This is a genomic window from Brevibacillus sp. AF8, assembly GCF_021270385.1.
GTDB lineage: Bacteria > Bacillota > Bacilli > Brevibacillales > Brevibacillaceae > Brevibacillus.
Genome location: NZ_JAGQDN010000037.1, coordinates 1 through 19,267, shown reverse-complemented (window position 1 = coordinate 19,267; position 19,267 = coordinate 1). Strand labels below are relative to the sequence as shown.

The 19,267-nt window shown below is 47.6% G+C and carries 21 protein-coding genes and 2 pseudogenes; 11 read left to right on the top strand and 12 right to left on the bottom strand.

The features are described from left to right. Window positions 1–519: 519 nt before the first annotated feature. Window positions 520–1,422 carry a DMT family transporter gene (locus tag KB186_RS27950; protein WP_221868082.1) on the bottom strand — a complete coding sequence of 301 codons (903 nt, stop codon included), beginning with the start codon at window positions 1,420–1,422 and terminating at the stop codon, window positions 520–522. A 137-nt stretch (window positions 1,423–1,559) separates the two neighbouring features. On the opposite strand from KB186_RS27950, the gene KB186_RS27945 reads away from it, so the two are divergent. Continuing rightward, a complete protein-coding gene (locus KB186_RS27945) occupies window positions 1,560–3,014 on the top strand; it encodes an aminotransferase-like domain-containing protein (RefSeq protein ID WP_221868178.1) in 1,455 nt (484 codons plus the stop codon). A gap of 29 nt (window positions 3,015–3,043) precedes the next feature. Beyond that, window positions 3,044–3,382 (top strand): annotated as a pseudogene (locus KB186_RS27940) (GNAT family N-acetyltransferase); the annotation flags it as partial. Between the two features lie 108 nt (window positions 3,383–3,490). Here the strand turns inward: KB186_RS27940 and KB186_RS27935 are convergent. Beyond that, window positions 3,491–3,888: pseudogene (locus tag KB186_RS27935) on the bottom strand (LysR family transcriptional regulator substrate-binding protein); the annotation flags it as partial. On the opposite strand from KB186_RS27935, the gene KB186_RS27930 reads away from it, so the two are divergent. Continuing rightward, on the top strand, window positions 3,824–4,381 hold the full coding sequence (locus KB186_RS27930) for a glycoside hydrolase family 15 protein (protein WP_370646719.1): 558 nt from the start codon (window positions 3,824–3,826) through the stop codon (window positions 4,379–4,381). The pseudogene KB186_RS27935 and the gene KB186_RS27930 overlap by 65 nt on opposite strands. A gap of 79 nt (window positions 4,382–4,460) precedes the next feature. Here the strand turns inward: KB186_RS27930 and KB186_RS27925 are convergent, their stop codons facing one another. Beyond that, window positions 4,461–5,741 carry an MFS transporter gene (locus KB186_RS27925; protein ID WP_232774827.1) on the bottom strand — a complete coding sequence of 427 codons (1,281 nt, stop codon included), beginning with the start codon at window positions 5,739–5,741 and terminating at the stop codon, window positions 4,461–4,463. A 188-nt stretch (window positions 5,742–5,929) separates the two neighbouring features. On the opposite strand from KB186_RS27925, the gene KB186_RS27920 reads away from it, so the two are divergent. The 4 genes from KB186_RS27920 to KB186_RS27905 all read left to right on the top strand — a co-directional run bounded on the left by KB186_RS27920 (window position 5,930) and on the right by KB186_RS27905 (window position 8,887). Further along, window positions 5,930–6,502, top strand: a complete 573-nt coding sequence (locus tag KB186_RS27920) for a PadR family transcriptional regulator (protein WP_048034144.1) — start codon at window positions 5,930–5,932, stop codon at window positions 6,500–6,502. Next, window positions 6,486–7,466 (top strand): BtrH N-terminal domain-containing protein, encoded by a 981-nt coding sequence (locus KB186_RS27915; protein ID WP_048034143.1) that lies wholly within the window; start codon window positions 6,486–6,488, stop codon window positions 7,464–7,466. The genes KB186_RS27920 and KB186_RS27915 overlap by 17 nt, the downstream gene beginning before the upstream one ends. Before the next feature lie 79 nt (window positions 7,467–7,545). Then, a complete protein-coding gene (locus tag KB186_RS27910; protein WP_232774826.1) occupies window positions 7,546–7,929 on the top strand; it encodes a hypothetical protein in 384 nt (127 codons plus the stop codon). Between the two features lie 178 nt (window positions 7,930–8,107). Next, a complete protein-coding gene (locus KB186_RS27905) occupies window positions 8,108–8,887 on the top strand; it encodes a GNAT family N-acetyltransferase (protein WP_232774825.1) in 780 nt (259 codons plus the stop codon). A 21-nt stretch (window positions 8,888–8,908) separates the two neighbouring features. Here KB186_RS27905 and KB186_RS28350 read toward each other — a convergent pair whose 3' ends face one another. Together KB186_RS28350 and KB186_RS28345 are read right to left on the bottom strand one after the other, a co-directional pair. Further along, on the bottom strand, window positions 8,909–9,418 hold the full coding sequence (locus KB186_RS28350; RefSeq protein WP_255688989.1) for a LysR family transcriptional regulator substrate-binding protein: 510 nt from the start codon (window positions 9,416–9,418) through the stop codon (window positions 8,909–8,911). Then, window positions 9,301–9,789, bottom strand: a complete 489-nt coding sequence (locus KB186_RS28345) for a LysR family transcriptional regulator (RefSeq protein ID WP_255688988.1) — start codon at window positions 9,787–9,789, stop codon at window positions 9,301–9,303. The genes KB186_RS28350 and KB186_RS28345 overlap by 118 nt, the downstream gene beginning before the upstream one ends. Window positions 9,790–9,914: 125 nt before the next feature. Here KB186_RS28345 and KB186_RS27895 point away from each other — a divergent pair, with 125 nt between their 5' ends. Next, entirely contained in the window at window positions 9,915–10,697 is a 783-nt protein-coding gene (locus KB186_RS27895) for a SagB/ThcOx family dehydrogenase (RefSeq protein ID WP_232774824.1), read from the top strand. Window positions 10,698–10,742: 45 nt separating this feature from the next. On the opposite strand, the gene KB186_RS27890 is transcribed toward KB186_RS27895, so the two are convergent. Continuing rightward, entirely contained in the window at window positions 10,743–11,459 is a 717-nt protein-coding gene (locus KB186_RS27890; RefSeq protein WP_232774822.1) for a GDSL-type esterase/lipase family protein, read from the bottom strand. A gap of 156 nt (window positions 11,460–11,615) precedes the next feature. Here KB186_RS27890 and KB186_RS27885 point away from each other — a divergent pair, with 156 nt between their 5' ends. Next, a complete protein-coding gene (locus KB186_RS27885; protein ID WP_173610878.1) occupies window positions 11,616–12,167 on the top strand; it encodes a nitroreductase family protein in 552 nt (183 codons plus the stop codon). Between the two features lie 41 nt (window positions 12,168–12,208). On the opposite strand, the gene KB186_RS27880 is transcribed toward KB186_RS27885, so the two are convergent. Further along, complete coding sequence (locus KB186_RS27880) at window positions 12,209–12,691, bottom strand: DinB family protein (protein WP_232774821.1); 483 nt, start codon at window positions 12,689–12,691, stop codon at window positions 12,209–12,211. A 144-nt stretch (window positions 12,692–12,835) separates the two neighbouring features. Between KB186_RS27880 and KB186_RS27875 the strand changes: the two genes are divergently transcribed. Both KB186_RS27875 and KB186_RS27870 read left to right on the top strand, forming a co-directional pair. After that, window positions 12,836–13,759: a LysR family transcriptional regulator gene (locus KB186_RS27875; protein ID WP_232774819.1), complete on the top strand. Its 924-nt coding sequence runs from the start codon at window positions 12,836–12,838 to the stop codon at window positions 13,757–13,759. A gap of 169 nt (window positions 13,760–13,928) precedes the next feature. Further along, window positions 13,929–14,699 carry an ANT(4')-I family aminoglycoside nucleotidyltransferase gene (locus KB186_RS27870; RefSeq protein WP_221868095.1) on the top strand — a complete coding sequence of 257 codons (771 nt, stop codon included), beginning with the start codon at window positions 13,929–13,931 and terminating at the stop codon, window positions 14,697–14,699. An 88-nt stretch (window positions 14,700–14,787) separates the two neighbouring features. Here KB186_RS27870 and KB186_RS27865 read toward each other — a convergent pair whose 3' ends face one another. The 5 genes from KB186_RS27865 to KB186_RS27845 form a co-directional block, all read right to left on the bottom strand. Continuing rightward, complete coding sequence (locus KB186_RS27865; RefSeq protein ID WP_056489635.1) at window positions 14,788–15,162, bottom strand: YybH family protein; 375 nt, start codon at window positions 15,160–15,162, stop codon at window positions 14,788–14,790. Window positions 15,163–15,695: 533 nt separating this feature from the next. Then, the gene (locus tag KB186_RS27860) at window positions 15,696–16,430 is read right to left on the bottom strand and encodes an amino acid ABC transporter ATP-binding protein (protein WP_173610883.1); all 735 of its coding nucleotides are present in this window, start codon (window positions 16,428–16,430) and stop codon (window positions 15,696–15,698) included. A gap of 17 nt (window positions 16,431–16,447) precedes the next feature. Further along, window positions 16,448–17,143, bottom strand: a complete 696-nt coding sequence (locus KB186_RS27855; RefSeq protein WP_056489631.1) for an amino acid ABC transporter permease — start codon at window positions 17,141–17,143, stop codon at window positions 16,448–16,450. Next, a complete protein-coding gene (locus KB186_RS27850) occupies window positions 17,130–17,963 on the bottom strand; it encodes an amino acid ABC transporter substrate-binding protein (protein ID WP_173610884.1) in 834 nt (277 codons plus the stop codon). The genes KB186_RS27855 and KB186_RS27850 overlap by 14 nt, the downstream gene beginning before the upstream one ends. A gap of 176 nt (window positions 17,964–18,139) precedes the next feature. Next, window positions 18,140–18,967 carry an amino acid ABC transporter substrate-binding protein gene (locus KB186_RS27845; RefSeq protein ID WP_221868096.1) on the bottom strand — a complete coding sequence of 276 codons (828 nt, stop codon included), beginning with the start codon at window positions 18,965–18,967 and terminating at the stop codon, window positions 18,140–18,142. Between the last annotated feature and the right edge of the window lie 300 nt (window positions 18,968–19,267).

Sequence of the window (19,267 nt, the reverse complement as noted above, 5' to 3'; positions counted from 1 at the left end):
TGTCGCTTTAAAATTAAGTGAAATAAAAATGGCTGTCGACTTTCTCGACAGCCTGGCCAGGAAGAGGGTCTTCCTGGTTTTTCTTATTGCTGACATCTATTGACACCATTTGTTGCTATGCTCAGCTCAGGACTCTGTTGGAATACTCGCAAGCAGCTTGGCTATCACAGACAGGGTTTCTTTTGCAAATGGCTTGTCCGAAGGAGGGGAGAGCTTCATAGGACAAAATCAGAGCAACCGCTTCCTCTGTCGTGAGGGCAAGGGGCGCTTGCAAGGGAGCACCTGCCTCGCTGAGCATAGAGACAGTCTGTGATTTGCACTTTGAGGATGCCTGCGCACAAATGAGATGCCCGGTTCTGTTTCTCCCGGAGGAGACTGAGTCAAAGCTCGATGTAAAGCTCTCTCTGATCCAAATGGTTACGAGGCATCCGCAAAGCAAAACGGTAGTCATTCCAAGCTCCAAGCATATTGATTCCGATCGATACGCCTATAGCGACAAGCATGGAAATACTGGCGTTTCTAAAAGGGTTGGTGTTTGAATGTGCTTCTGGATAACCGAGGCTTCATCGTTGCGAGCAGGACACCGACAAGCGTCACAACGCCACCAGCCATCGTCACAAGCGTAGGACCTTCACCCAGCCACACCCAAGCAATCAGAAAAGCGAGCACTGGCGTCATGTAAAGGGAGGTAGTAGCCTCCGAGGTGCCAACGACAGAAGTCACATAGGCGAGGGACAAATAAGCAACAACGCTTGGGAAAATGCCCAAATACACAACACTGAGTGTCACATCCCAAGGCGCTTGAGCTATCGCTGTGCCAAGTCCGGGCAGAAAGAAGAGCATGCAGAAGGTACCTGCCCATAAGGTGTAGGCCGTAAACGCGAGAACGCCGTATTTTTCTACGAATGGCTTCTGAAACGCAAAGTAAATGCTTTCGCTACTGGCTGCCAATAAAATCAAGAATATTCCGTCTGTTATTTGGAGGGTCTCTCCTGTGCCAATCGTACAGATGGCGACTCCTAGAAAACTGATCAGTGCACCGAACCAGCCTCTCACACCGAAATGCTCCCGGAAGAATAGGAGAGCGAGGAGAGCGGAAAAGATCGGCGTCGTCGTGACCAAAAGGCTGGCTACACCTGCACTTACGCTCATCTCCCCGTAGTTGAGCGCTGTATGGTAAACGGCGAAACCCAAGCCCCCAAGCAGAAGGATAGCTGGGACATCCTTTAACTCCGGCAGACGGATGCGGAAAAACAGTGCGAGTATCCCGAGAAAAAGAGAACCAATCAGAAAGCGAAGCAGCGAGAGATGCTCCGGCGAGTATGCTTGCAGCCCAACGCGAATACCGGCAAAGGCCGAGGCCCATAACAAAATGCTGATGGCATGTGCAGCGAAAATACGACTTCTGACAGGATGAAACAAGATAACTTCCCTCCTTCGAATGAAAAAACCAACCTGCTATTCTCTGCTTCTTCTTTCTTTTCCATGGTAAACAAGAAGTGGTAAAATATCTGCAACCACTCGGCTATCAAAAAAACCAACCACTTTTACCTATGAAGATGAGGAAGAGGAAGGGATCGATCAGGTTGCACAGAGAGAAACGGTTGCCGAAATATCGGAAAATTATTGATTTTATCAAAGGAAAAATATCTACAGGAGAATGGCCGATTGGCAGCAAAATCCCCAGCCAACGCGACTTGGCACAAGCGTTCGAAGTCAATCGAAGCACGGTCATTGCGGCATTGGAGGAGTTGACAGCAGACGGGTTGATCGAGGGCAAGCTGGGAATGGGCACTGTCGTTGTCAATAATACCTGGACGCTGTTGGCTACGACACCACCGCCGGATTGGAGTGAGTACGTCAGATCTGGATTGCACAAGCCAAGCATGACGTCGGTGCAAGAAATCAATAAGCGTGAATTCCAGTCAGACCTGATTCAGCTGAGCAAAGGAGAGCTCTCCCCAGACATGTTTCCAGTCGATACGATGAAGCAAGTCATGGAGCGGGTAACGAGGAACCTTAGCGGATTTGGATATGAAGAGCCGAGAGGGTACCTTCCCCTGCGCCAAGCGGTCAGTGAATATGTCGGACGACAAGGAATTACAGCTTCGCCTTCTTCTGTCTTAATCGTGTCTGGTGCATTGCAGGCGCTCCAGCTCATTTCGGTTGGGTTATTGCATCGAGGTTCAACTGTGTTTTTGGAACAGCCTTCGTATCTCAATTCCTTGCATGTGTTCCAGTCGGCGGGGATGGAGCTTGCCGGATTGCCGATGGATCGTCAGGGGATGATTGCACAGGCGATCTATGCGAGGCGAAAAGAGGAGCATGGGGCGATTCTGTACACCAATCCTTGCTTTCATAATCCAACAGGCATCCTGATGACAGAAAAACGCCGGTTGGAGCTGCTGCGGGTATGTGAAGAAGAGCGTCTGCCGATTATCGAGGATGACATTTACCGCGAGCTGTGGACGAAAGAGCCTCCACCGCTGCCGCTCAAGGCTAGAGATAAACACGGACATGTCCTGTACATCGGGAGCCTGTCAAAGACATTGACCCCCGGCTTGCGGATTGGTTGGGTAGTGGGGCCAGAGCCAGTTATCGAACGCCTGGCCGATATCAAGATGCAGACGGATTACGGAGTCAGCTCACTATCACAACGTGTGGCGGAGGAGTGGCTGGCAAGTGGCTTGTATGAGAGGCATATGCACAAGGTCAGAGAGCAGCTCATTACAAGACGAGCGGCTGCCATCCGGGCACTTACGAAGCACATGAGTGAGCTCGCGACGTGGGAAGTACCTGACGGAGGATATTTCATCTGGCTGAAAATGAATGGAAAGCTCTCGACGATGGAGCTCTTTACAGCAGCCAAACGCCAGGGCATTCTGCTGAATCCGGGCAACATTTACGGGGAGACGAAAGAAGGGTATGTGCGGCTCTCGTATGGGTACGCTTCGATCGCCGATTTTGAATCTGGCATTGAGAGGCTTGGTCAAATCGTCCGCGATCATAGATAAAAGCAGAGGAAAGGTGGAGGCGGTAAACAATGGAGTATATAGAAATCACGAAAAAGAATATAGAAGCGGAGCACATATGCTGTGCATTAGGTGCAAAACAATACGAACATTCAGTAGCTGAGAAGAAGAAGTGGCTGACAGAGCGAATGGATGAAGGTTTGGTTTTTTATCGCTTGGATGAGCGAGCAAAAGTGTTTATTGAGTACTTGCCTGCGGAAATGGCATGGGTTCCAATTGAAGCGCCCAATTATATGTATATTAACTGTTTGTGGGTCTCTGGCAGATATAAAGAGAACGGGCATGCGAAACAATTGTTGCATCATTGCAAGGAAGATGCCATCAAACGTGGTATGGACGGAATCGTTCACCATTTCCATGCCACTAATTGAAAATACGACTCTGCTTGGTCTGCCAGCTCAAACCCCATATGCTAAAAAAAAACGCCTCTCACTCAAATAAGGGTACTTGTTCTTCCCTACGATGGTGACGCCGATATACTCCTGCACCATGGTCAAAATCGTATACACCTCACGCACTTCAAACGTAACTGTTGGGGTGATGTGATTCTCTTGCAGCATTTTTCGGATGCAGCCAACCTTTGGCATGATAAAACAACGCTCTGCAATTTCGGAAAAACGAAGAGTCTGACTATCTTTCAGCGGATGGGTATCTGGCAAAATGACCATCATTTCGTCTTGCAAGAGCGGCAACGTTTGCATTTCCTTATCAGGCATAACGGTAAAAGCAATGTCGACAACCGAGCTGTGCAGCCAGTTGCTAATTTCATCACTGTCGCCTTCCAAAGCAGGATGTCCACGGCCGGAAACCGCTTGCGAAAGCTGCCCAAAAGTCCGGGCAAAAAGCGGGAGGCGACTCAGCAAGGAGAGACCATTCGCCAATTCATATGCGAGCATGGTACAGCCAACGGGCGATTGATAAAATCCGTTGGGGATCATTCTGTGGATGCTAGTCTGCTCTGGCTGGCACTGCCGTATGGGATCGTCGACGTGGCTGATCCGCTTATGATCCGAACCGTGCAGGCTATAGAAGAGGAGCTGCGCGCAGGATACGGCGTACATCGCTATCCGACCGATACGTATTACGGCGGGGGGCAGTGGCTGTTGTTATTTGCGTGGCTGGGCTGGTATTACGTGAAAACGGGCAGGCGTGAAGAAGCCGAAAAGATAGCGGCGTGGATGGTGTCCCAGCGGCAAGCGAGCGGACTGCCTGAGCAAGTGCAGGAGCATTTGCTTTCTCCGACTCATTATGAGATGTGGGTGGAGAGGGCAGGGCATCCCGCTGTGCCGCTCCTTTGGTCGCATGCGATGTTTCTCGTGTTGGCGGCAGAGCTCGGCATTCGGTACTAGCCAGGAAGATGGTCTTCCTGGTTTTTCTTATTGCTGACAACGATTGATACCATTAGTTTCATACTTCTTAAGGCACTCCTTAGCTCTTTATAGACACATCTTTTTCCAATGTTACTTCATGAAATGATTTCATACGTAGTTGTAAAAATGGGGTGAACAATAATGTAAAAGCCGAAGCTAACAATCCAATGCCACCCGCAAATAAAGCGAACCGTAAACCCATTGTGCCCCCTATCATCCCTCCAATTAACGAACCAAGCGGTAAAGACCCCCACGAGATAAATCGAAACGTAGCATTCACGCGACCTTGCAGGGCATCGGGTACAATTACTTGACGTAAACTGATGGTACTAATGCTAAACATGGAGACACCCATTCCGAAAAGAAGCTGTCCCGTCATCATAATCAACGCCATACTTAATTCTGATCCTACTGCTAATGGAGCAAGCAAACCGCCACTGGCTGCGATCGTAGCGGAACCCACAATTGTTGGACCTACTCCAAAACGGTGTACAGCCCTTTGGGCAAGCAGAGAGCCAAATAGGTACCCTAGTCCTAGCGTTCCATAAATGATGCCAAGAATGCTCGCACTGATTTTGAGTTCTTGCGATGCATAAAGAACATAAACACTAAAAATAACATTCCAGGAAAGGTTAAAGATTGTTGAGCAGCGCACCACTCCCCACAGCAACGGTTTTGTGTAAACCGTATGCAGCCCTTCTTTCATTTCCAGCCACATGTTTTTTTGTTTGTTGGCATCTGTCACGACTGTCTCCAACTTGCGAATCCGGGCTATGTACACAGCGGATACAAAAAAGGATACCGACGTGAACAATATTGCAAAAGGAGCGGTTATTAACTGTTCCAGTCCACCTGATAAACCCGGCCCAGCAATTTGCGCGGTAGATTTACTTGTCTCTAGCTTGCTATTCCCATCAACAAGCTGCTCCTTGCTCACAATGGAAGGCAAAAAGGATGTATAAGCAACATCAAAAAAGACAGTACAGATCCCCACTATGAAGGCAACCAAATATAGTACCGTCATATTCAGGAATCCAGTTAGGGCTGTCAGCGGCACAATGAGCAGTAATGCACCCCTGAAAAAGTTAGCGGCGACAAGAATTGGTCGCCGGGGAAATCTGTCTATCCATACACCAGCGAGCAAACCGAAAATGATAAATGGCGCATACTCGGCAAAACCAAGAAACCCCATTTGCATGGGACTGGCCCCTAAATAGAGAGCTGCCACTAATGGCATTCCTAATAATGCAACCTGAGTCCCGAACTGTGATGCAGTTTGCCCAATCCAGAGCCTGCGAAAATCTGCGTTAGTTAACAATCCTTCCACCTTGTTACCCATGTTCGCTCCCCCATTTTTCGTTACAACTAATTGCCATTTTTAGTATAGGGGAATGTACATTTCAAGATCTTGCGCTTTCATTATCAACCTCAAGACCCGTGTAGTTTTCTAGCTGATTCGGTTATTGAATTTTTATTACACCTGCGTTATATTCCATATATGAAATACTAAAGATAAGGAGTCTCTCTATGCATACATTATCGAATGTCGAATTCATGCTCCTGCAAATGATCGCGGAACATCGTCAAGCTTCCGGATACGATATTATGAAGTTAGTCGAACAGCGAGGTTATAAAGAATGGGCGAATATCGGTACAACCTCGATATATACAGGATTGAAGAAACTTAGCGATAAAGGATGGATCTCACCCGAGACATCCGACGAGAAGTCCGGCAAGGGGCCAGCGCCGACCCGGTTTGCCCTCACCGAAGTGGGTATACGTAAGCTGAGAAATGAAATTCTTGACAGTCTGTCGTCTACACGGGAACGTGACAACCGCTTCGATCTCGGTTTGGCCGCTTTGCCCCATATCGGGAAGGAAGAGGCCGTCATTGCTTTACGGAAACGACTGGATTTTCTTGAACAAGCCTCGATAAAAATAAGACAGAAGTACGAGTCACAAGGCGGAGCTAGCTTGCCGCTGAACGTAAGGGCGTTGTTCTTGCATCCATTCAGCTTAATCGAGAGCGAGCAAGCGTTCGTTAGACGTTTCATACATGAATTATTGGAGGAGGCAAGTAGCCATGGTCAAATTTATTGAAGGTTTCATCCCTTATCAAGGCGAACATTGCGAAACAACCGCCATGGGCAATTTAATGCAATATGCGGGAGTCCACCTGTCTGAACCGATTTTGTTCGGACTCGGGCAAGGGCTTGGATTCATATACTGGGATTCGAAGGGAATGGACTTCCCCTTCATCGGAGGAAGGATAAAACCGGATAAACTGACCGCTTATCTCGCCGAACGACTCGGCTTGAACGTCAGATATCAAGAAACCTCGTCCGTTAATAAGGCGTGGCAGAACGTCCGAAGCAGCATCGAACACGGCATTCCGGTTGGGCTTAAATTAGATGCCTATTACTTAGATTATTTTACGAACAAAGTGCACTTCGCCGGTCACTATGCGGTACTTTACGGTATAGATGACGAATACGCCTACTTGGCGGACACCAGACAACAGGGTGGACTAGTGAAGACGAGTTTGACAAGCTTGGCCGCTGCCAGAAATGCAAAGGGACCCATGAGCTCCCGGAATCGTTCCTTTACGATCGAGCCAAACGACGCGTTGCTTCCGCTTGTTTCTGCTATGCGCGAATCCTTGACTATGAATGCGCATGACTATCTGAACCCGCCCATTCAGAATATTGGCAATAGAGGCGTTGTTAAAATGAGCAATGAAATCTTGAAGTGGCCTTCTCGCAGCAACAATTTCGAACATGATTTATGTCTTACCGCGACGCTAATGGAGCGGGCGGGAACCGGCGGCGCTTTATTTCGGAATCTGTATAGGGATTATTTGAGAGAATGTGCTGATCGGCTGGAGGACCCGAGGATCGAACAAGCCCACTCTATGTTTACAGAGATCGCTCCAATGTGGGTTAGCGTGTCTGCTTCAATCGACCATGCAGGAAGAACAGGTGAGCACCAAGAGCTCGTGCACGCGTCTAAGCTGTTGCTCGAGATTGCGGATAAAGAACGCGCAGCCATGGAGCTATTGTTGTGATAGCCTTATTTCATACCAGTAGATATGCTTTAATGATCGCGTATAATAGCTCGATTTCAAAAAAGGAGGAATCCGAAAGTTGAAGTTCTATCGCTATGTGTTAAGTATCCCACCTTTGGATTGGGAGTGTTGCTTTCTTAGCATTGAGGAGTATAAGCAGAGCTTTGCGAATAAGTATCATCAGAATATAGAGTATTACAGGCAAGTTATCGGGGATTGTCAACAGCATCTCGCTGATGTCGACAACCTTGCTGTTGTGACGTATAAAGATCTGTGTGCAAGCGTTCATTCTGCTGAGCTGCGCTGTCCAGCCATGATTTTCTCCATACCGAGTGGCGATTATAGAGGTTCAGCTTTATTTTGTATCATGTACAAGCTTGAAAACGACGGGGATACGTTTATCTACTCTCCTGTTCCACTTGTTCATCTGGAGCAAGATAGAGCAGGTGAAATAGAGCTTTAAATTCGCACGCAATTGCCTTCGATGGCTACTGGTACTACAAATGCTTCTGCTTTCTTTTCCATAGGAGTCAGGAAGTGGTAAAATATACACAACCATTCGGCTACTAAAAAAACAACCATTTTTATCCAAAATCGCCGATTTTAATCTAAAAGCAGAGGAAAGGTGGAGGCGATAAAAAATGGGGTATATAGAAATCACGAAAAAGAACATAGAAACGGAGCACATATGCTGTGCATTAGGTGCAAAACAATACGAGAGTGCAGTAGCTGAGAAGAAGAAGTGGCTGACAGAGCGAATGGATGAAGGTTTGGTTTTTTATCGCTTGGATGAGCGAGCAAAAGTATTTATTGAGTACTTGCCTGCGGAAATGGCATGGGTGCCGATTGAAGCACCCAATTATATGTATATCAACTGTTTGTGGGTGTCCGGCAGATATAAAGAGAACGGGTATGCGAAGCAATTGTTGCATCATTGCAAGGAAGATGCCGTCAAACGTGGCATGGACGGAATCGTTCATATCGTAGGGAAGAACAAGTACCCATATTTGAGCGAGAGACGCTTTTTTGAACATATAGGGTTTGAGCTGGCAGACCAAGCAGAACCTTATTTTCAATTAGTGACATGGAAATGGAATGGACAAGCAGCTATGCCGTCCTTTAAGAAAACAGGAACAACTTCTTTAAAGTACAAAGGCGTCACCATTTATTACACAGCGCAATGTCCATTTGCTGGTGGTGTTTTGGAAGAGCTGAGTAAAGTAGCGGAAGCGAAAAGTGTTCCCTTTCATACTTACAAGCTGACAACGAGGGAAGCAGCACAGAACGCGCCTGCCATATGGACGACCTTTGGCTTGTTTTATGATGGCGAATTTATTACCCATGAAATTATGAGTGCCAATAAATTTGAAAAATGGCTAACAGAGCTTCTCGCACACCAAGAGCCCCGCCCATCCCAATAGGCGAGGGCTTTGTTCGTGTGACTACTTGCTTGTTGGCGTGAAATCCATGCCTTTTACATATTGCTGGCTGTGAACGGCGAATTCTGCCGTGAGTGGGGAGATCGACTGCCAGTTGCGCACCGCGAGCACCACTTCCCTTGTAATCGGCGGCGACAGAGGAATCGCGACGACTTTGGGGATGACAGGTGGCATGTACAGCTCAGGCATGATGGTGACGCCAATATACTCCTGCACCATGGTCAAAATCGTATACACCTCACGCACTTCAAATGTAACCGTTGGAGTGATGTGATTCTCTTGCAGCATTTTTCGGATGCAGCCATCCTTTGGCATGATAAAACAACGCTCTGCAATTTCGGAAAAACGAAGGGTCTGACTGTCCTTCAACGGATGGGTATCTGGTAAAATGACCATCATTTCGTCTTGCAGGAGCGGCAACGTTTGCATTTCCTTATCAGGCATAACGGTAAAAGCAATGTCGACAACCGAGCTGTGCAGCCAGTTGCTAATTTCATCACTGTCGCCTTCCAAAGCAGGATGTCCACGGCCGGAAACCGCTTGCGAAAGCTGCCCAAAAGTCCGGGCAAAAAGCGGGAGGCGACGCTGGGGATCGAGGCAATACGCAAGGTGCCGGATGAAATCCCACGGGCCACGTTTGCTTCCTCCGTCATGCAGGATGTGATGTTTAAAATGTCGCGAGCGTGCGAAAGCATCCGTTCTCCGATGCTCGTCGGAGTGATCCCGCTGCGACTACGCTGAAAAAGACTGACGCCTAGCTCTTTTTCCAGGGACTGAATCATCTGCGAGACGGCGGATTGCGTAAAGCCGATTTCTTCTGCTGCCCGCGTGAAGCTACCAGCTTTTGCTGCGGTGACAAACACTTGCAGTTGGGTAAGCGTCATGTCTCCACGTTCCTTTTCATTAGTTTTATCTTATGAAAGATATTATAAATCATTGTTTTACTAATGGAAAAGAGCTTCGTATAGTAAAAGACATCACCACCAAGAACATACGAGGAGGAACATAGATGCATCCCGAATGGCAGCGAATTGCAAATGAATTTATCGAGGCGACCTCTTACCGGGTAGGCGAGCTGGAAAAAGGCTGGGCCTCTCGTTACGATTTTTCCAAAAGACCGGCGACGTATTTGCGCTATGAAGAGGTATTTGCCCGCATAGAATTGGGCAAGCCGCAGTTTCCGGCGTCCGTCGATTTGTGGGAGGTTCTCGCCAATCGAAGATCCAAGCGTAATTTCTTGAAGCAGCCTATGACGCTTAACGAATTGAATCTCTTGCTGTGGGGTACACAGGGTATCACAGATGATATGGGAGACTATCAATTACGCACGACGCCGTCTGCCGGGGCCCTGTATCCGATTGAGACGTACCTGATGATCAACAACGTGGAGGGACTCGAGAAGGGCCTGTATCACCTGGATGTACAGAATTGGTGCTTGGAAGAACTGAAGAAAGAAGACACGTCCGAGATTGCCTATCTGTTCACGGAAGAACAAGAAGTGACGAGACGGGCTGCTGTCAATTTCGTTTGGACAGCAATGGTGGATCGCACGAAAGACAAATACAAAGAACGTGCGTACCGCTATATTTGGTGGGATTCCGGGCACGTGTCGCAAAATCTGCATTTGGTAGCAAACGGATTGGGGCTTGGGGTAACGACGATTGGTCACTGGATGGATCATGACATGAACGAATATTTAGGCATTGACGGCACGTCCCATCTGACTGTTTTGATGGCATCAGTGGGCAAAATCGCAGGTGGGCATTGGCTGACGGACCGACGACCGGAATAAGCAGTAAAAAAGGATGGGCATAAAAAGCCGCATCCTTTTTTTTATTTATGATGGTGTGCCAATTGAGATGTCATGTGCAGAAAGTGTATCGCGCAAAACGGTCGCCATGAGCTGGTAGCCGAGGACATGCGGATGAAGCCCGTCGTCAGCCAATTCCTTGCGCAGTGTGATGCCATCTGCGTCCGTCATGCGGGAGTGATAATCGACATAGAGACAGTTTGTTTGGTTAGCAATCACTTGAAAACGTTCATTGATAGTGATGACGAGCTCATTTCGTTCACGGTTGCGTGCGTATCGGTCCATGCATGTAGGCAAAAGGGAACAAAGAATGGGCTGAATGCCTTGCTCGAGAGCCGCATGCACCATTGCTTCTACATCACTGGTCACCTGCTGGCAAATCTCTTGGGGTGTCAGTCGGTCGGAAGGCAAGAATGTATCCAGTGCCCACGTATTGTTAATCCCGATCATGATCACCACATAACGTGGCTTTAATTGAAGGACATCCGCGGCAAAACGTCTGCGTGCTTGTTCGGTTGTGTCACCGCCGATTCCACGATTGACGATCGTCTGATCTGGCCGGCCAAAAAAGGTAGCGAGATCCCACCAATGCGTGATGGAATCGCCGAAAAAAACAAAATCGACGGGCTGCTGGTGGAAAAGTAACGCTTCATTATGAAAGTCAAATTCGTTGCGTCGCCTGTCTGCTGGCGCATCGATACTGAAAAATCCGGGCTTTATGAGAGCTGGGCGCTGTCTGTCCAAGCTACATCCCTCCTCGTCCAAAAGTTTACCATATCCTTGAAAGCGTGGTGTGCAGTTTCGTTTACTTCTTACTTGATTTTGACGAGTGTACACGATAACATATGTTCTGAATAAGACTGATAACCATTATCAAAGTGCAAAGTCTAAAAGAAGAGGGTGACCGTTGTGTCCATTGCCAAAATCATTCGAGAGCGCCGCTCTATTAAAAAAGACTATAAACCAGATACTGTGTCCGAAGAACTTGTTCTGGAGCTGTTGAATGACGCCGTATACGCGCCGAACCATGGTATTCGTGAGCCGTGGAGATTTTTGTTTGTATCTTCAGAGAAAAAAGAAGCGTTTGTGGAGAAGCTGATCACCTGCTATCCTCCAGAAGCCCATCAGGCGCGCAGAGACATGTACAACCAGCCGGCAGCCTATTTGGTCGTGATCATGAAAGAAGATCCGCGCCAAAAACAATGGGAAGAAGATTTCAGTGCGACGGCTGCTCTCATTCAAAACTTCCAGTTGCTCGCATGGGAGCGTGGATTAGGCGTCGTCTGGAAAACAAACGCGCACAACTGGGACCCGAAGGCACACGCTATCTTGGGTGTTGCGCCAGGAGAGAAAATCGTTGGTTTCCTGCACCTTGGCTTTTTTGATCAGGAAAATGTACCAGCAGCACGCACGCGCACACCTGCCGAAGAAAAGTTCACTCGGTTCGAATAAACGAAAAAACGAGACCTTCGAATGGTCTCGTTTTTTTGCAACTACTTTGCTGTTGCTTCCTGCGCTATGACTTTTACCATGCTGGAAATGATCCCTAGATGGATGGATTCGTGCATGACGGCAAAGTTAAAGACTTCGCCTACCGTCGCAAACTGGAAGGGACCCATAGTAATGGGGGCAGGCAAAGCTGCTTCTAGCTCGCCAGGGGTGACGGAGGCCAGCAGATCTAGCTGTACGGATAGGTAGTGAATCAGCTCATCTTTCGAGGGTGGTGCAGTCGTCCAGTCAGCAGGCTTCGTTCCGGTCTGAAAAAGAGTCGCGTAAGAAGCGGGCAGGTCAGATTGGTAAGGCAAGCCGATGGACAGGAAATGTTGAAAACAAAAGACGATATGCCCGATATTCCAGCGAAGTGTATTTGAAAAAGCGGGGGATTGAACATCCAATAGCTCCTCAGGAATCAATGGAATCTGTTGCAGGCCAATTTGACGAACGGATGTGGCTGTAGCGATCATGCTTTGAGACATGAGACAAACCTCCCTATCATTTTCCTATGATTGACAGCGCTCTTACCGTCAACTAAAGTGTACGTCGTAGGGGAAAACGGAACAATCATGCTTTTCCGATTAGAATGATTAGTAAAAATGATAATGGACGCAAGAGGTGAAGCAATGGAGCTCAGGCAATTGGAGTATTTTATGGCAATATGTGAGGAAATGCATTTTTCCCGGGCCTCAGAAAAGCTGTGTACCTCGCAGTCCAATCTCAGCCAGCAAATCAAGTTTTTAGAGAGTGAGCTGGGTGTCCCGCTGTTTGACCGTTTAGGCAAGCGAATCACACTGACAGAAGCAGGAAAGGTATTGCTGGAACAGAGTCGGCATGTTTTTTCCCATATCGATTACGCACGCGAAGCGATTGCTGCCATGAAAAACAACGAAGGGGGCACGCTTACGATCGGTGTCTTGCCTGGCGATGCCGATTTATTGTTTGATGCTCTTCTTGTAGAATTCCACCGCTTGTATCCGAAAACATCTTTATCCGTCATAGAGTCTACAAGAATCGTGGAGCAAATCACATCCGGCGAGATTGATTTGGGCGTGACTGTGTTACCTGAGCCGGATGAGAGAATCACTGTCATTCCGCTATTTCATGAAGAGTTCGCGCTTGCCGTTCATCGCGCACATCCACTCGCCAAGGAAAAGGCAATTAAGTTTGGTCAGCTTCAAGATGTGAAAATGGTAATGTTTCCGCCGGATCATCAAGCAAGACAGCTCATCAATCGCTATTGCATACAGGAAGGCTTTCGTTTGCAGCCTCATATCGAAACAACTACACTCCAGTCTCAATTGAGTCTTGTAAAAAAGGGGATCGGGGGCTGTATCCTGCCTAGCTTACTGCTGCAAAACGTAAACGACGACGAGATTGCGATCATCAATCTCTTGCATCCGACACCCAGCCAAGACATCTGTCTGGTTTATCGCAAGGACAAATATATGGGGTTCGCGGCTCGTACCTTCATCGATACGCTACAAGCGTATATTCAATCGGCCATCGACAACGCCCAGGCTTCCGCCATCAATAATAATCACTCGTAAGATTTTCCTTTCCTTGGTAAAATAAATGCATATCATGACGAACAGTACGATCTGGTCGATGGGAGGAAGTTCACATGCATCCAAAAAAAGTCCCCCGTTAATCCCGAGGTCCTCCATTCATGTATTTGTGTCAGCTCACCTCACATTATTTCAAGGGAGATGTACGTAAATGAACATGAATGGACCTGTAAAAATTTCTCGAAGTGAACGATTTCAAACCTGCCAAGAAATTGCTGCGAGATTGCATGAAGTGTACAAAGAAAAGGTTCTGGCCATTGGGGTGTATGGTTCCATCTCTCGCGGGACAGACGGCCCTTATTCGGATATCGAGATGTTTTGTGTACTAGAAGAAACAGGGGAAGAAATAGAATTTAGCTACGAATGGTCAGCGGGACCTTGGAAGGCGGAAGTGAATGTGTGCAGTGCAGATGTTTTGCTGAACACTGCTGCTACTGTCGAGGATGATTGGCCGCTGACACATGGCCCATTCTTTTCTCCGCTCAGTCTGTACGATCCGAAGGGCTTTTTTGAAACGCTCAAAAAAGCAGCAGAATCACCGTCGCAGGAAGCGTTCACAGAGAATATCAACGGTATTCTCGTAGGGGAAATGTATGAGTTTATTGGCAAGCTGCGAAACGTAAATCTAAACGGCCCCCACACCTATCTGCCCTATTTGGCTATGGAGTTTGCCCAATACGGTGCGATGTTGATCGGGCTGCATAACCGACAGCTATACTCAACAGGGGCCAAGGTTTTGCCAGAAGCGCTGGAATTGCCGCATCGTCCGGCTGGATTCGATCAGGTAGCCAGCTTGGTAATGACGGGGGATTTGACTGATCCAGCAAAAATCGTTACCGCTTGCGAAGCATTCTGGGATGGTCTCCAAGAGTGGGCTGCACAGCATCAGTATGTGATTCATTCAGAACGAATTCCTTTTTAATGGATAAAAAAAGTAATGAGACCCCTATCAAAAGGGGTCTCGACTTACCAAGAAAGCCTTTCTTCCTAGCGAGGCTTTTATTTTTTTCTTACTCAACTTTGCCGCTCAAATGCTCATGAATGAGCTTCCATTCATCTGTCTCTGTTTTCGTAAAAATATTCGTGGCTCTACCACTTCCCTTGACGAATTCCCCGTTGTAATAGCCTTGATATTGATACGTATATACACAGCTAGCGGATCTTTGATCGACAGCAATCCACTGGACATCCGTAGCTGCATAGACTTCATCCTTGATCAGATGCCATGCATTTTCAAAGTAAGCGCGGATCTCACTCATGGATGTACACGTCTTGTCAGAAAACCAGTAAATGGCATTCGGATGAAGCACTTTTTCTACATTGGCAAAGTCATGTGTATTGGTAGCGTCAATATATTGCGCTAACGCCCGTTTATATTCTTCCATGAAGTAATTCCCTCTCTCCGCTAAAAAATGGTCTATTTATCCATATTTTATAGGTTTGCGGCAAAGAAAAAAAGCCCGCCCGATGTAGAAGGGGGCTATTCGGGCGGAAATGGAGGACGTAATGTCCATCGTAGGGTCTGACACATTCATGATAGATGTCTGATGTTAAGGAAGAGTAGAGAGAACATGAAGCATTTGTTAATTTTAGGTTTTGTATAAAGGCCGAGGGGCAGGCACCCGTTTTTTTTCTTTTTGATCGCTGGGATAGACAGGCATCCATACAGGAGAGATGCGGTTTTCATAAGCTGAATGGAGTACTGATCCTTGTCAGCTGATCGGTGCTTCCATCTGATCTCAATGAGAGGAGAGGAAGATTATGGGTTGCAATCGCGGTGGCTTCTTTTTTGGTGGCGGGTTCATTTGGATTCTCATTATTATTTTTCTAGTGATTTGTTTCATTGATGATTAAGGCAATCGTACAAAGAAAAGACTCTGTGCTCTTAATACGAGAGACAGAGTCTTTTTTCTGGTCACTACTTCAAATGCTGCAAGAACTGACGTGTGCGTTCCTCACGCGGCTTTGCAAACAAATGGGAAGGTGTATCTCGCTCCACGATGACGCCTTGGTCCATGAAAATAACTTCGTCGGCCACTTCCCGGGCGAACCCCATCTCGTGCGTGACAACGATCATTGTCATTCCTTCCTGGGCAAGCTCCTTCATCACCTTCAACACTTCGCCAACGAGCTCCGGGTCGAGAGCGGAGGTAGGCTCGTCAAATAGCATGACTTGCGGGTCCATCGCCAATGCCCGCGCAATCCCTACGCGCTGCTGCTGTCCGCCAGACAACTGTGCCGGAAAATGGTCCAGCTTGTCGCCGAGACCGACCTTTTTCAGGAGAGCAACGGCTTTCGTGCGTGCTTTTTCTTTGTCTTCCTTTTTGACAGTGACAGGCCCCTCCATGACATTTTCAACGGCTGTCATGTGAGGGAACAGATTGTAGTTTTGGAACACCATCCCTGTCTGCTTACGCAGCTTCGGAATACTTGTTCTCTCTACTTTTTTGGAAAAGTCCAGCTTGACGTCGCCAATTTGGACGCTGCCGCTGGTCGGAACCTCAAGTGCATTCAGGCAGCGAAGCAAGGTTGTCTTCCCGGAGCCAGAAGGACCGATGATAACGACTACCTTTCCTTTTTCCACCGAGAGGGAAATTCCTTTGAGCACATGTAAGGTGTTGAATTGTTTATGCACATCCGTGATCGTAATCATTCGTTTTCACCTGCTTTTTAGACATAACGGTCCAGCTTGTTTTCGATGCGATCCTGGATAATGGAGAGTACGAAACAAATCACCCAGTAGATAAGGGCCGCTTCCACATAGACGAGCAGCGGCTCATATGTCGCAGCAACGACTTCCTGGGCTTTGCGAAACATCTCCGGAACCAGAACGACCGAAGCCAGCGAAGTATCCTTGACCAAACTAATAAACGAATTGGACAAAGGAGGAATGGAGACGCGAGCTGCCTGAGGGAGCACGACTCTGCGCAGTGCTTGCCAGTAGGTCATCCCCAGGGAGTAGGCTGCTTCCCATTGTCCTTTGTGTATGGACAAGATCGCGGCACGTACTACCTCGGAGGAGTAGGCACCTACGCTGAGAGAGAAGCCGATGATTGCCGATGGTATCGGATCGATCATCAAGCCGATGCTCGGCAATCCGTAAAAAATGATGAACAATTGGACCAATAAAGGGGTACCGCGAATGATCGATACATAAAAGCGGGCGATGGCAATCAGCGGCTTTATGCCGGATAGACGTGCAAGCGCAGTGAGAACCGCTAAGATTAGACCAATGAAAAAGGCAGCGATGGCGATTGTTAAAGAATAGAGCAAGGCTCCTTTCAACAGGGGAAGAAAGGAGCTTTGCGCGATATCGATCCATCGGTTCAGGCGTTCTGGGTTTTCAAAGAAGCTACTTAGAGACATCTGCACCAAACCATTTCTCTGATATTTTTGCAAGGGTACCATCTTTCGTCATGTCATCCAGTGCTTTGTTGAATGCATCAACCAGCTCTGCGCTGTCCTTGCGGAAGAGGAAACCGTTTTTCGCTACGTTCGGATCTTTTGCGATAATTTTGATAGGAACATCAGGCTTTTGCTTCATGAAGTCCAACAGGGAAATCCCATCGTTGATCGTAATGTCTACACGCTTGGAAACAAGCAGGTCAATCGCTTGGTTAAAGCCTTCCACACCGACGATTTCCGCTCCGTTTTTCTTCGCGATATCGGTGAGGTTGCTCGTCAATGTTTGCGCTGCTTTCAAACCTTTAATATCCTCAAAGCCTTTTACGGTCGTGTTGTCTTTATGGGTGACAAGGACCGCTGTGGATACAGTATATGGATTGGAGAAATCGTATTTTTCCTGACGATCAGGGCGAATGCCTACCTGATTCGCTACGACATCAAAGCGCTTGGAGTCAAGTCCAGCGAACATCGCATCCCATTGTGTTTCTTGAAACACAGGCTCAACACCGATGCGCTTCGCTACCTCTGTCACGACCTCCACATCATAGCCCGTCAGCTTGCCAGACTGATCGTGGAATGTAAACGGCGCGTATGTGCCCTCGGTTCCGATCAGAATTTTACCGTCGGCTTTTACTTTTTCCAACAAGTTTTGTTCTTTTTTCTCTTCTGTTGGGGCAGGAGCGGCACTATTTTGCGGTGGCTGTCCCGTTGAAGACGACCCGCAACCTGCCAATGCGACTAACAGAGTGGAAGCGAGAAGGGAAAATAATAGTTTTTTCATAAATTAACCCCCACTAAACCGATGTGAATTTGAATAGGAACATACTAAAAGGGACAGACAATTTTGTCAACGCCTAAGAATTTAAATAAATTCTTAGGCGCATGAAAACGTACCATATAAACGCGGTCGCTCCCTCTTGAGTTCTCCTCGATAATGGTTTTCTTCAGGTTTAAGAATTACTTCGTGATATCCTCGCCGAACCATTTGACGGAAATTTTGGAAAGGGTGCCGTCCTGTTGCATCTCATCGAGCACTTTGTTAATCGCATCAATCAATTCCGTGCTACCTTTGCGGAACATGAAAGCGGTTGGTTGGCCTTCTGCATTTTTCGCCACGACTTTGATTGGCGTATCGGGCTTTTGTTTCAGGAAATCAAGCACTGACAAATTATCGTTGAGCACGACGTCCACGCGTTTTTGTGCGATCAGGTCAATCGCCTGATTGAAGTTGTCTACACCGACGATTTCTGCCCCATTGGCACGTGCAAGGTCAGCGTAATTGCTCGTCATGGATTGTCCGGCTTTTAATCCTTTGATATCCTTGAAGTCTTTTACGGTGTTATTGTCCTTGTGAGTCACCAAAACCGCACGGGAAGTCGTATATGGCTTGGAGAAATCGTACTTTTCCTGACGATCAGGACGGATTCCTACCTGATTGGCAATGACGTCAAAGCGCTTGGAGTCGAGACCAGCAAACATGGCATCCCACTGGGTCTCCTGAAATACAGGCTCTACACCGAGTCGCTTGGCAACTTCCGTGACAACCTCCACATCGTAACCGGTCAATTTGCCCGACTGATCATGGTACGTAAACGGAGAGTATGTACCTTCCGTACCAACGACGAGTTTTTTCTCGGCTTTCACTTTTTCTAGCAAGTTTTGCGAAGCTGCTTGATCAGCAGGCGGAGTCGTATTATTCGGCTGAGAAGGAGAACCGGAAGTGCTACAGCCAACCATTCCCAGTAGCAGGCAAGAAAGTAAAGTAGACAGAATGACTTTTTTCATGTTGTAATCCCCTTTATGTTAATCGGATTTCATGGATTCATAGTAGTGGTCGTTCATGCCTTTGTCAATGATTAAATTGTTAAATCCCATTTGATTACTATGAATTGAAAAGGATAAGGTTCTATGTAGCTGCGGTGAAGAGAAGAATATTTCCAGTCTAGGCTCCAGGCTCCGTCCTGCTGGGGGCTGAGACTGTACGAAGGGATTTGCGGGGAAACGCAAAAGTGGTAGCCGCTTCGTCGCTCGGGCACGTTGCGTTTCTTTTGCCCGCAAATCCCTTCTCCGCTCGGTAGGACTCCA